This window comes from [Flexibacter] sp. ATCC 35208 (assembly GCF_001975825.1).
Taxonomy (GTDB): domain Bacteria; phylum Bacteroidota; class Bacteroidia; order Chitinophagales; family Chitinophagaceae; genus Chitinophaga.
Genome location: NZ_MTKN01000040.1, coordinates 10,158 through 23,223, shown reverse-complemented (window position 1 = coordinate 23,223; position 13,066 = coordinate 10,158). Strand labels below are relative to the sequence as shown.

General features: G+C 43.3%; 10 protein-coding genes. 9 read left to right on the top strand and 1 reads right to left on the bottom strand.

The features are described 5' to 3' along the window. Window positions 1–13 precede the first annotated feature (13 nt). The 7 genes from BW716_RS22550 to BW716_RS22520 all read left to right on the top strand — a co-directional run bounded on the left by BW716_RS22550 (window position 14) and on the right by BW716_RS22520 (window position 11,172). The gene (locus tag BW716_RS22550; RefSeq protein WP_179091229.1) at window positions 14–1,537 is read left to right on the top strand and encodes a helix-hairpin-helix domain-containing protein; all 1,524 of its coding nucleotides are present in this window, start codon (window positions 14–16) and stop codon (window positions 1,535–1,537) included. A gap of 637 nt (window positions 1,538–2,174) precedes the next feature. After that, a complete protein-coding gene (locus tag BW716_RS22545; protein ID WP_083726237.1) occupies window positions 2,175–5,372 on the top strand; it encodes a SusC/RagA family TonB-linked outer membrane protein in 3,198 nt (1,065 codons plus the stop codon). Between the two features lie 40 nt (window positions 5,373–5,412). Continuing rightward, on the top strand, window positions 5,413–6,849 hold the full coding sequence (locus BW716_RS22540; RefSeq protein WP_083726331.1) for a SusD/RagB family nutrient-binding outer membrane lipoprotein: 1,437 nt from the start codon (window positions 5,413–5,415) through the stop codon (window positions 6,847–6,849). 376 nt (window positions 6,850–7,225) lie between these two features. Next, window positions 7,226–7,540, top strand: coding sequence for a DUF3467 domain-containing protein (locus BW716_RS22535; protein ID WP_083726236.1), 315 nt, complete (start codon window positions 7,226–7,228; stop codon window positions 7,538–7,540). A 49-nt stretch (window positions 7,541–7,589) separates the two neighbouring features. Next, entirely contained in the window at window positions 7,590–8,663 is a 1,074-nt protein-coding gene (locus tag BW716_RS22530) for an Ldh family oxidoreductase (RefSeq protein ID WP_083726234.1), read from the top strand. A 69-nt stretch (window positions 8,664–8,732) separates the two neighbouring features. Continuing rightward, complete coding sequence (locus tag BW716_RS22525; protein ID WP_083726232.1) at window positions 8,733–10,055, top strand: aspartate kinase; 1,323 nt, start codon at window positions 8,733–8,735, stop codon at window positions 10,053–10,055. 442 nt (window positions 10,056–10,497) lie between these two features. Further along, window positions 10,498–11,172 (top strand): SdpI family protein, encoded by a 675-nt coding sequence (locus BW716_RS22520; RefSeq protein ID WP_179091228.1) that lies wholly within the window; start codon window positions 10,498–10,500, stop codon window positions 11,170–11,172. An 80-nt stretch (window positions 11,173–11,252) separates the two neighbouring features. Here BW716_RS22520 and BW716_RS22515 read toward each other — a convergent pair whose 3' ends face one another. After that, window positions 11,253–11,717, bottom strand: coding sequence for a hypothetical protein (locus BW716_RS22515; protein ID WP_083726229.1), 465 nt, complete (start codon window positions 11,715–11,717; stop codon window positions 11,253–11,255). 113 nt (window positions 11,718–11,830) lie between these two features. Here BW716_RS22515 and BW716_RS22510 point away from each other — a divergent pair, with 113 nt between their 5' ends. Together BW716_RS22510 and BW716_RS22505 are read left to right on the top strand one after the other, a co-directional pair. Then, a complete protein-coding gene (locus BW716_RS22510) occupies window positions 11,831–12,583 on the top strand; it encodes a LexA family transcriptional regulator (protein ID WP_083726227.1) in 753 nt (250 codons plus the stop codon). Between the two features lie 193 nt (window positions 12,584–12,776). Further along, the coding region (locus BW716_RS22505) for a cupin domain-containing protein (protein WP_083726225.1) at window positions 12,777–13,066 on the top strand (290 nt) is incomplete at its 3' end.

The following is a 13,066-nucleotide window of genomic DNA, read 5'->3' as shown; positions in this document are numbered from 1 at the left end:
AATAATAGTGTGCATGCCATTATTAGTACACGCAAGACAGGAAGATGATATTGTCAATGATGATATGCAATGGCAACAGCTGGAAGTATACAGAAAACATCCTTTATCACTGAACAAGGCAGACATTGCTGAACTGACTTCATTAGGGCTGTTAACTTCATTACAAATTGATGAATTGATCAATTATAAAAAGCAATTCGGAAACCTGATAAGTATCTATGAATTGCAGGCTGTACCTGGGTTTGATGAAACAACTATTCAGTTAATATTACCTTATGTAACAGTCGCAGAAAGTATCAAAACAGGCAAAAGTCCAATCACCTTACTAGCGAGAAATGACCTGTTACGATATCGTAGTTCCACCATAGGCATGCAGCTGAAAAAAGATAATTATAGTGCTTACTATTTTATCAAAAACCACAGGAAAATAAAAGCCTTAGCGATCGGAGATTTTACTGTAAACATGGGACAAGGTTTGATTAACTGGCAGGCATATGCAATGGGTAAAAACAGCATGATCACACACATCAAAAGAGAAGGAGAGATCATAAGAGGTTCCAATACCACTGGTGTCAATAGAGGCGCCGCCATTACTTTACAACAAGGTCATTGGGAAACCACCGCCATTGTATCTCTACATCAGTTGGGTGCAAATATCTCTTACAAATTACCACAGGCACACATTGGCATCAACTGGCTGGAACATAGTGTGAGCATGGATTACGCCATCTCTCTCCGTAACTATCATCTATTCGGCGAGCTGGCTGTCAATCATCGCACAGCTACCATCCTTGGTATGCTCACAAGTGTTGGTAAGAGCGCAGACCTTGCCCTGTTTTACAGAAAATTCAACACAAACTATGAACCCATTCATGCAAATGCAATGGGAGAAAATTCACGTCCTGTCAATGAAGAAGGATTATACACCGGCATTAGTCTACACACTATCAAACACTGGCAACTGGATGCCTATGCAGACATCTTCCACTTCCCATGGTTGCAATATAAAACCAATTCACCTACAGACGGACAGGAATTATTTGCATCGCTGACCTACACACCTGATAAAGAAACACGACTCTACTTCAGGTATCAATACAAACAAAAATTCCAGCAATCAAAAGGGAATGAATTTATTCCACCGATGATTGAAACCCGCCATGAAAATTATAGGTTTCAACTCACATTATCCCCAGCCAAAGGCTGGACCTGGAAAACACGTGTAGAAGCAAACACCTGGCAGGATGATAGCGGCAACCAGTATGGAGGCCTATACCAGCAGGAACTGGCCTGGCAGCTCCCAAAATGGCCACTGCGCTGTACGCTTAACTACATCTGGTATAGCACAGGAGGTACAGCTACCCGCTTTTATATTCCAGACAGAAGCGTGCTATACGATTATAATTTGGCTCAATTATATGGCAAAGGAGCGAAGCAAAGTTGTACACTCCGATGGAAGCAAAAGAAACATTGGCAGGCCTGGGCGAGAATTGAAATAAAAGGAACTTTGACAATCCAGGTAGTCTATTCTGTGTAGCATTAAGCATTCCCATTAAGTGACATATGTCAGCTGGTGAGAACAAAAAACCATCACCTTCTTATCAAGGAAAAAGTTTCATAATGTTTTAAAAAACGGTCAAAATCTGATTATAAAATCAACATAACTGTTTAAAAATGCTGAAATATTGCAGAAAGTGAATTGTTATTGAATGTTAAATTTCCCTTTATAGAATATTGCAAATAATTTGTATACATATGAAAAAAAATTGCACTCTTAAAAAAAGGTTAAATTTTTCTTGGTGGTGAGTAATATTTTTCTATAAATTGTGCTCTTCAACCAAAATCTAAATCGTAATCATGAAAGAGGCCAGTTACTCTTTATCCTGTTTATATTTCGGAATAATTTGTCAACCTGTGTACAGCGGTGTAGCAGCAGTACGCTTTTGCTTATGAACAAAGGATAAGATTATACTGTGCTTCAAACTACCATCCAGGTTCTTGCCGCCTTCATCCCGGATGGTAACTTTTTAAAACAACAACTAAATCGAATAACAACTAAATCGTAATAAGACCAGCAAAACTGTGTTCTGAAAACTTATTGACCAGAGAAAAACTATTGGAATTAGGGGAACCTATATTAAAACTTTTATTGTCAACTAAAATCTAAATCGTTTATGAAAAGAGCGTTACTCTTTTTCACCATGCTCATGGTGAGTGTAACCCTGACGTATGCGCAACAGCGCCAGGTTACAGGGAAAGTCACCGGCCCGGACGGTTCACCTGTACCTTTTGCTACTGTACAAATCAAAGGAACAAACACTGGGACAACCACAGATCAGGATGGATTTTTCAAACTGAACGCAAAACCAGATGCCGTATTGATTATTCGCAGCGTAGGATATTTAGCACAGAACATTCCGGTGGGTTCATCCGGTACTGTCAACATCGCATTGAAATCTGATGACCAAAACCTCCAGGAAGTAGTAGTAACCGCTCTGAACGTAAAGAGAAATAAAAATGAACTGCCTTACTCTGCACAGATAGTGGCTCCTGAGGACTTAAACAGAACAAGAGATGTGAACATTACTACCTCACTCGCTGGTAAAGTTTCAGGTCTTGAAATCCGTAAAAATAATACCCTGGGTGGTTCCACGAATATCGTACTGCGTGGCGCCAAATCTCTGACAGGCAATAACCAGGCACTCTTCGTAGTAGATGGTGTACCTATCGATAACTCTAACACCAACACCAAAGATCAGACAGAAGGTGTAGGTGGTTATGATTATGGTAACGCTGCTGCAGATATCAACCCGGACGATGTAGAATCAGTGAGTGTACTGAAAGGTGCTGCTGCTACTGCATTGTACGGTTCCCGTGCTTCAAATGGTGTGGTAATGATCACGACCAAAAAAGGTGCAAGAGGATTTGGTGTTACCTTCAACACTGGTGTGAATGTAGGTAAGTACGATCCTTCTACCTTTGCAAAATATCAAAACAAATATGGAGCTGGTTATGGCTCTGGTTACGGTTCTCCGGATGGTTACTTCTACTACACCGATGTAAATGGTGATGGCGTGGATGACCGCGTAGTACCAGTTACAGAAGATGCTTCCTATGGTGGTAAGTTCGATCCTACCTTGCAGGTATACCACTGGGATGCTTTCTATGACAAGTCACCCTACTACATGAAAACCCGTCCATGGGTTGCTGCCAGCAACAATCCAGGTGCAATGTTCGAAACTGCTATAGGTACCAACAACAGCATTTCAATAGATGGTGCCAGCGATAAAGGTTATTTCAAACTGGGCTATACCAAATTTATCGACAAAGGTATTATGCCAAACAGCCGTATTGCAAAGGATCTCATCAACTTCGGCGCTTCTTACAACATCTCCAACAAGTTAACCGCAAGTGCATCTGTCAACTCTTCTATCATCGATGGTCTGGGCCGTTACGGTACAGGCTATGACTCCAAAAACCTCATGACAAATGTGAGAGAATGGTGGCAAACCAACGTAGATGTGAAGGAACAGAAAGACATGTACTTTGTTGAAAAGCGTAACATCACCTGGAACCAGTCAGATGTTGGTGCCCTGAACCCTATCTTCTGGGATAACCCTTACTGGACAAGATATGAGAACTATGAAACTGATGGCCGTACCCGTCACTTCGGCAACATCAGTCTGAACTATAAAGCAGCTGACTGGTTAGACATCGTAGGCCGTGTATCATTGGATAATTACAATGAACACCAGGAAGAAAGATCCGCAATCGGTTCTATCGATGTATCAAAATTCAGCGAATTCAAACGTTCCTTCAGCGAGTATAACTACGACCTGATGCTGAACTTCAATAAAAACATTACCCAGGACCTGACCTTCAAAGGTATTCTGGGTGGTAACGTAAGACAGACTAATATTAGCTCTATCTTATCTTCGACTAACGGCGGTCTCCTCATCCCTCGTCTGTATGCCCTGCTGAACACAGCAAACCCAATGGAAGCACCTACCGAAATCGCTACCAGAGAAGAAGTAGATGGTATCTATGCTGCAGCCAATTTCGGCCTGAAAGAATTATTATACCTGGACCTGACCCTGAGAAGGGATCAGTCTTCCACACTTCCTAAAGGCAACAATAGTTACTATTATCCCTCTGCCTCTCTTGGTTTTGTATTCTCTAAGCTGATACCGGAAGCTACCTGGTTATCCAATGGTAAAGTAAGAGTAAACTGGGCAGAAGTAGGTAACACCGCACCTCCACTGTATACTAAAAACTATTACGATGTGCCAACAGGTATCGATGGCGTAGCATTAGGTTCAGTCGGTGGTACCAAGTACAATCCTGATCTGAAACCAGAAAAAACAAAGAGCTTCGAAGCCGGTCTGGAAATGTCTTTCCTGAATAACCGTTTAGGTTTCGATGCGACTTACTACAAACAAAATACAGTTGACCAGATCGTACCATTACCAGTATCCACATCAACTGGTTACGATTACAAGGTGATCAACGCTGGTAACATCCAGAACCAGGGTATTGAATTGTCTGTATTCGGTACACCTGTAAAAACAAAAGACTTCTCCTGGACAATTAATGTAAACTGGTCCCGCAACCGCAATAAGGTGGTATCATTACCAGGTATCGACAAACTGCAGATTGGTGATTTCCAGGGTGGTATTACTGTAAATGCAGTAGTAGGTCAGCCTTACGGAACTATTACTGGTTCTGACTACATCTACAAAGATGGTCAGAAGGTGGTAGATGCAGATGGTTACTATGAAATCACTGGTACCTCCAACCACACTATTGGTAATGTAAACCCTGACTGGATTGGTAGTATCTCCAACACAGTTAAATATAAAAACCTGGCGCTGAGCTTCCTGATCGATGTACGTCATGGTGGCGATATGTTCAACATGGATATGTACTATGGTCTGGCTACAGGTCTCTTCCCTGAAACAGCACTTGTCAATGATCTGGGCAATGAGTCGAGAGCACCTCTCAGCGAAGGCGGTGGTGTAATCCTGCCTGGTGTAACAGAAGATGGTAAACCCAATGCTACACGTATTGCCAACGATTATGGTGTATATGGTTACTACTACAATGCTGACAAAGCATTCGTATACGATGCGGGCTATGTAAAACTGCGTGAAGTATCGCTGACATACTCTTTACCAACATCTTTGATCAGACACATCAATCCTTTCAAAGGCATAGATCTTTCACTGACAGGTCGTAACCTATGGATCATACATAAGAACATGCCTTATGCAGATCCTGATGATGCAATGAGCTCCGGTAACGCACAGGGCTTTATGGTGGGTAGCTACCCTTCTGTAAGAACTTTTGGTGCTAACCTGAGATTACGTTTCTAAAAGTGCTGATCAGATGTTTAAAAAAAGTAAAAAAGCAATCATGAAAAAATATATCATATACGGTTCCTTTGCTGCAATGGGTATACTGTCTACGGTATCCTGTACAAAGAACATTACCGACTTAAATACAAATCCGAATAAACCCAGCTCCGTAAGTGCGGCTTCACTGTATGCCAGTGCAACAAAAGAAATGGCAGATGCGATCACCAGCACAAACGTAAACCTGGGTATCTTCAGGTTGATCGTACAGCAATGGACGGAGACCACTTACATCGATGAGAGCAATTATAATCTCGTGACCAGGACCATTCCTGATAACTTCTGGGATGCTTTTTACACAGATGCACTGATGGATCTGAAAGAAGCAAAAACAGTACTGGAAGCAGATGAAAGCACCGATGCAACTGTGAAGAAAAATATGCTGGCACAGATCGATGTGATGTCAGTATATGGTACCTCTGTATTGGTAAATACCTTTGGTAATGTGCCTTATTCACAATCTCTGAATTCTGACAATCTGTTCAACAAATACGATGATGCGCATACCATCTACACCGACCTGATCGCCCGTCTGGATGCAGATCTGGCTGCATTCGATGAAAGCGCAACAGGTATGGGTACCTCCAACATGCTGTTTAGTAGTGATGAGATCGTAAACTGGAAAAAGTTTACCAACTCTCTGAAATTACGCCTGGGTATTTTGCTGGCAGATTTTGATCCGGCTACAGCACAAACCATTGTAACAGCAGCATCTGCGGGTGCATTTGATACACAGGGTGAATATGCGAAATTCCCTTACTCAACCGTTCCTCCAAATACCAACCCACTGTGGGAAGATCTGGTACAGAGCGGGCGTCAGGATTTCGTAGGATCTAATACATTTGTTGATTACATCAACTCAGTAGAAGACCCAAGAAGACCTTATTATTTCACTACTATCGGTGGTATATATAAAGGTGGTACCAATGGCGTAAAGAGCCCTTATGCAAACTATTCACATCCCGGCGAACTGTTGGAGCAGAAAGACCTGCCCGGTGTGTTCATCGATTATTCTGAAGTGGAATTTATTCGTGCAGAAGCAATAGAAAGAGGCTGGGCTGTAGGTGGTACAGCAATTACACACTATAACAATGCAATTACAAATTCTATTCTTTACTGGGGTGGTACAGAAGAGGATGCTGTGACTTACCTGGCAAGAACAGATGTAAATTATCTGACTGCTGATGGTGACTGGAAACAGAAGATTGGTATGCAGGAATGGATTGCATTATACAATCGTGGGTTTGATGCATGGACGGCACAGCGTCATTTGGATTATCCTCAGTTGACGCCTCCTCCAAAGGCCCAGTCTGGATATCCCGTGCGTTTCACTTATCCGATTGCAGAACAGAACCTGAATACTACTAATTACAATGAAGCATCTTCAGCTATTGGTGGAGATGCGGTAGAGACGAAGTTGTTCTGGGATATTTATTAATAAGCAATACGCTAACAATAATTAATAAGCAATACTCTAATAATGAAAAAGGTTGCCGGTTTTTACCGGTAACCTTTTTTCGTTGAAGAGACCTGCTGCAGTAAGCACGCATTTCTATTTTTTTTCTTATGTGGCTACTTCTAAAACAGTAAGGACTTGTTTGCCCGGGGAAAATCAAAAGATTCTACCATGCTGTGCAGGCTAATCTCTATCCAGGCAGTGAGGTGAGGTATAATACGAATACCCCATCCAACACTACTTTGACGAGAAGGGTCTGGTGGGATGCCCAGTAATTCTAAAAAAGAAATGGCCATTTCTTTTTTAGAATTTATTTTACATCCTCTTTTTTACATTTGTACCGAAAATATAACAGAACATGGAAAATCAGCAGGACGAACAAGCCCAGCTCAATATAGAATTGACCGAGGAAATTGCAGAAGGTGTATACGCTAACCTGGCGATCATCACCCACTCCAATGCAGAATTTGTAGTCGATTTTGTGAATGTAATGCCCGGAATGCCCAAAGCAAAGGTAAAATCCCGCATTATCCTTACTCCTCAGCACGCAAAGCGCTTCATGAAGGCAATGTTGGACAATATCAAGAAATTTGAATCGATTCACGGAACTATTCAGGACCAGGAACCGGTATCCCTCCCCATGAACTTTGGAGGACCTACCGCTCAGGCCTAAAACAGAACCAGATCAACTGATACAAAAATCAATAGCACGGAAATCCATCATGAGCCAGATTTTCTCCTATCCTCATTTAAGGGAATTTACCCAGGAAGTTTTTAAACGCATGGGCTGTTCAGACGAACATGCGGCAACAGCCAGTGAAGTTTTATTATCAGCAGATCTCAGAGGGATTGATTCTCATGGGGTAGCGCGCCTTATTGGCTATGTACGTCTCTGGGAAAACGGTCGTGTAAATGCCACTCCGAACATCCGCGTAGTGCATGAAACCCCCAGTACAGCTGTAGTAGACGGTGATCGTGGCCTTGGCCTGGTCGTAGCTCCTTATGCCATGCAGGTAGCAATAGCAAAAGCTGCTAACGTGGGTAGTGGCTGGGTGAGCGTAAAGAACTCCAACCATTTCGGCATTGCCGGCCAGCATGCCATGATGGCGCTGGATAAGGATATGATCGGTATGGCCATGACCAATGCCAGTCCACTGGTAGCGCCAACCTTTGCCACAGAGCGTATGCTGGGTACCAACCCTATTGCAGTAGCGATTCCTGCCAAAACACAACCAGCCTTTGTAGCGGATTTTGCTACAACTACGGCTGCCAACGGTAAATTGGAGATCCTGCAGCGTAAAAGTGAGGAAGCTCCTACCGGATGGATCCAGGACAAAGAAGGTCATTCCAGCACCAACCCACATGAACTCAAAGATGGCGGCGCCCTGTTGCCACTGGGTGGCGACCGTGAACACGGTAGTCATAAGGGATATTGCCTGGGAGCGATCGTCGATATATTTTCAGCAGTGTTGTCAGGAGCCAATTATGGTCCCTGGGCACCACCGTTCGTAAGTTTCCTGCCATTGGCACCCGATCCTGTAGGAGAAGGACTGGGCCACTTTCTGGGAGCCATGCGTATAGACGCCTTCCGCCCTGCAGATGAGTTCAAGGAGCATATGGACAAGTGGATCACCCGCTTCAGAAATGCAACACCGGTAGCAGGAGAGCAGGTATTGATACCTGGTGATCCCGAGCGTGAAATGGAAGCACATCGCCGTCAGGGAGGTATTCCATTACTGGACCCGGTGATAAAAGATCTGAGAGAAGTTGGGGAGAAATTTAAATTGAGCTTTTAAAGTCAGGAATTAAGCGCGAACTTGCGCTTTTTATAAGAGTTACGTCAAACACATAACAATACAACAGTAATGAAGATCTTAAAATTTGGCGGCACGTCGGTAGGTAAACCTGAACGCATGCATGCCGTGGCCCAGCTGGTGACTGCTGATGACGCTCCAAAAATCGTCGTGTTGTCTGCATTATCCGGTACCACCAATTCCTTGGTTGAGATAGGACAATCCTTGTCTGAAGGTAAAAAGGAGCAGGCTAAGGGGCAGATAGATAAGCTGGAAGCTCACTACCGCTCATTTATTGAGGCGCTGGTGAAGCAGCCTGAAGCACGTGAAAAGGCTGGTGCTGTTATTGACGAGCATTTTGAATTTCTGAACATCATCCTGAAAATTAGCTTCAACGAAGCTTTGAACAAGGATATTTTGGCCCAGGGTGAATTACTCTCTACTAAACTCTTCAGTGTGTACCTGGAAGAAGCGGGTGTCCATTCTGAATTGATATCAGCCCTGGATTTCATGAGCATTGACGAGTACGAAGAGCCGGAAATTCCAAAGATAAAGATCCGCCTGGGCAACCTGTTGGATAAACATAAGGATAATAAGATTTTCGTTACGCAGGGGTATATCTGCCGCAATCACAGGGGAGAGATAGACAACCTGAAACGTGGTGGTAGTGATTATTCTGCATCCCTGATCGGTGCAGCTATTCAGGCTGAAGAAGTACAGATCTGGACAGATATCGACGGTATGCACAACAACGATCCCCGGGTAGTAAAGAAAACATTCCCGATCGATCAGCTGTCATTTGACGAGGCTGCGGAACTGGCGTACTTTGGCGCTAAGATTCTGCATCCTGCATCCATCTGGCCAGCACAGCACTTCAACATTCCGGTGAAGTTGCTGAACACGATGCAGCCTGAGGCACATGGTACCATTATCACAGAAATGCCAAGTGGCGATGGCGTGAAAGCGGTAGCTGCCAAGGATGGCATTATCGCAATCAAGATCAAATCCAGCCGTATGTTGCTGGCATATGGTTTCCTGCGTAAGATCTTCGAAGTATTTGAAAAATACCGTGTACCTATTGATATGATCACTACTTCAGAAGTAGCGGTTTCCCTGACAATAGAAAATACACCACAGCTGGATCAGCTGCTGAAAGAACTGCAGCCATTTGGTTCAGTAGAACTGGATCATCATCAGACCATCGTTTCAATCGTGGGTAACGAAGTAGCGGCAACACCTTCTATCCTGAAGAAACTGTTTGAAGCGCTGAATGAAGTGCCTTTGAGAATGATTTCTTATGGCGGTAGCCGTCATAATATTTCTATCCTGATCGGTGGTCAGCATAAGGAGAAAACGCTCCAGTTACTGAACAAAGGGTTGTTTGATCTGGAATAGTCTTTAAAATGAATTATAAAGGAACAGGTCGTCTCCAATAAAGGGGACGACCTGTTTTTTTTATGGTGATTGTGAGGGAAAGGCTCGGGTTGTAAAAATACTAATATTATTAGTAAATACTAAAATAATTAGCATAATAACAACTTAATAACAAACCTTCGAATTCCATCCATTTTTGCACTTCGCCCTTATCGCGGTTTGTCTCTTCCGGCGGTTTGTCGCGCTTTATTGCGGTTTATCCCTTCCGGCTATTTATCCCTTCACACGGATAGTTCCGCCGAGGCATCGGCGGAACTATCCGCTCCCAAACAAAAAACGGATTTGCCGAAAGGCAAATCCGTTTTTTGTTTGCAATTAAACCAATCACCCTTCACAATTGTAATATATGTATGCCAACGGTATAGTATTTGTCACCTTTCATGTACACCAAATCCATGTTGTTATGAAAAAGACGGATTTAGGACAAGAACTATTATTGTTGCTTTTATTATTGATGCCGATGGCATACCTGGGAATCATCTGGCCTTCTATGCCAGACATCTTCCCAAACAACTACAGCATCACAGGCATACCGGAACGGGTCGGCACCAAAAGTGATTTCTTATTACTCATGACCTTCCTATTCCTCACCAACCTCATGTTATATTTCCTCTTCCGCTACCTTCCTCACGTAGACCATGTGGATTTCCCGGAAGCAAACGAGCGCCTGCAGCGCCAGCAATACTATCGTATCCGCTTCTCCATTCACATATACCTCGCCGTATTCACCGGCGCAATTATCTGGATGGTAAGCCAGGGCCGCGCTTTAATGATGGAGCGTTGGGTATTTACAGGAGTGGGCACATTAATCGCAATGATCGGGATCTATTTACGCAGATTACAACCGAATTATTTTGTGGGGGTACGTACACCGTGGACGTTGCAAAGCACGGAAATATGGCAGCAAACGCATCTGATGGCAGGCAATCTATGGATGTGGACGGGAATCGCCACATTCATTGGAGGTTTCTTTTTACCCGTAATGACGGGAGTATTTTTATTGATTTTTACAGGAGCTATACTGGCAGCATTGCCGTATATCTATTCATTCCGTTTATATCATACGGATAAGGGGTAACAATGATGAAAAAACGACGAAAGTAAAAGGGGCTGATGTGATCACAGCAGCCCCTCTGTATTTTTGAATAATCGTATCGATTAATACAACCACCCTCTGCCCAAACCTGCCTGACGGAAAGGCCATGGAGTCAGCAGCAATACCAGCACCAAAACAATACCGAAGAAGATCAGTCCCTTCTTATGTTTTAATGCATCAGTCGGTGCTTTCTTCACTTTTGCACGACCAATGTGTACCAGGATAAATGCTAAAACTGCCAATGTAATGTGTTCTACAGCATAGAAGCGCAGTACGCCATCTTTCATGGCAGCACCCATGTCAGACAGGGCTGTTTTCACCAGTGGACTGGCTACAAAGTACAATAACAGACCTACCAGCAATTGCAGGTCAAAGAAAATCATAAAGAATAAACCAGCCTTGTTGTCTGCACCGGTAAAAGGTGTTTTGTCACTAACGCCTTTCCATGAACGGTAAACGGCCCAAATGCCAGCTAGTAAAATTGCCCACCTTAACAGGGAGTGAATAATCAGCAACGGAGTATACATAAATCTTTGAGTTGGATTTCCTGACAAAAATAAGTGAGAATCACCGGATTTATTTGGTTATTCCAAAAATTATATACTAAATTTGTTAGTAATTCTACTAAATAATTTAGATTATGTCAGTTGTATGCCGCAATTTAAAGTTTCTGCGTAAGCAGAAAGGATGGACGCAGCAGGAGTTTGCTGATAAACTAGGGATCAAACGTTCCCTCCTGGGAGCTTATGAAGAAGAGCGTGCAGAGCCCCGTACAGAAGTGCTGGAACTGGTCAGCGATATGTTCAGGGTTTCTATTGACGATCTACTTCGCCGTGATGTAGGTTCCCAAAAAGATACTTTCCTCGAAAAGCGCCGCCAGCAAAAGCTCGGCAATAGCCGCCAGTCCATAGAATTTGTACCCGTAAAAGCTGCCGCCGGTTACCTCGCAGGTTATAACGATGATGAATTCATCGAAGAACTGAACACCTTTACCCTCCCTATGATGGGCGCTGGTAGTTACAGAGCTTTCGAAATCGCCGGTGACTCTATGTTACCTACACCATCCGGTTCTGTAATCGTATGCCACAAAGTTGACGGTTGGGAAGATATTCGTAACAACGAAGCCTATGTCGTGGTGACAAGCAGAGAAGGAATTGTGTATAAACGTTTGTTGAAAAGTAACCGCACAAAAGGAAAACTGACATTGGTATCTGATAACCCTCAGTTCGAACCTTATTCCGTCGGTATGGATGAAGTGCTGGAACTCTGGCAGTCTGATGCTGTGATCAGCAAAGCCGCTCCACAAAGCCGGATGAGTGTGAACCACCTCGCAGATATGGTGAGCCACCTCCAGGATCAGGTAAATATGCTGAAGAAAAAGACCAGGAATTAATTACACAACCTCAATTACTTTTTCAAAAAATAAAATGCATAGACTTCTAAGCATTGGGAAGACTGTGCACAGGGAGGCGCATGTCGCCTCCAAATCAATCAACCTTTAAAAACGAATATCAAAGTAACCATCAGAATAAATTAATAAAGCTACTTACTCCAACCCCTTTTTTAATAATCTCAAAGATTGAACTATGCGTATCGCATTCGTTGACGCATTGCGCCAGCTGGAAAACAGTGGAGAAGCAGCCGTGACCCTATGGGAACACAATACAATGAGGGTAATATTGTTATGTCCCGAGGATGTTTACACACAGGAGCCGGATTCACAAAATGAAACGTACATCGTAATGTCAGGATGTGGAGAGGTACAGTACAAGGATAGAGTCATAGATATTGATTCAGGTGATTATCTTTTTGTACCAGCAGGAACGTGGCATAAGTTTATTAATGTCACAGAAGATTTTATGCTCTGGAAGATCAT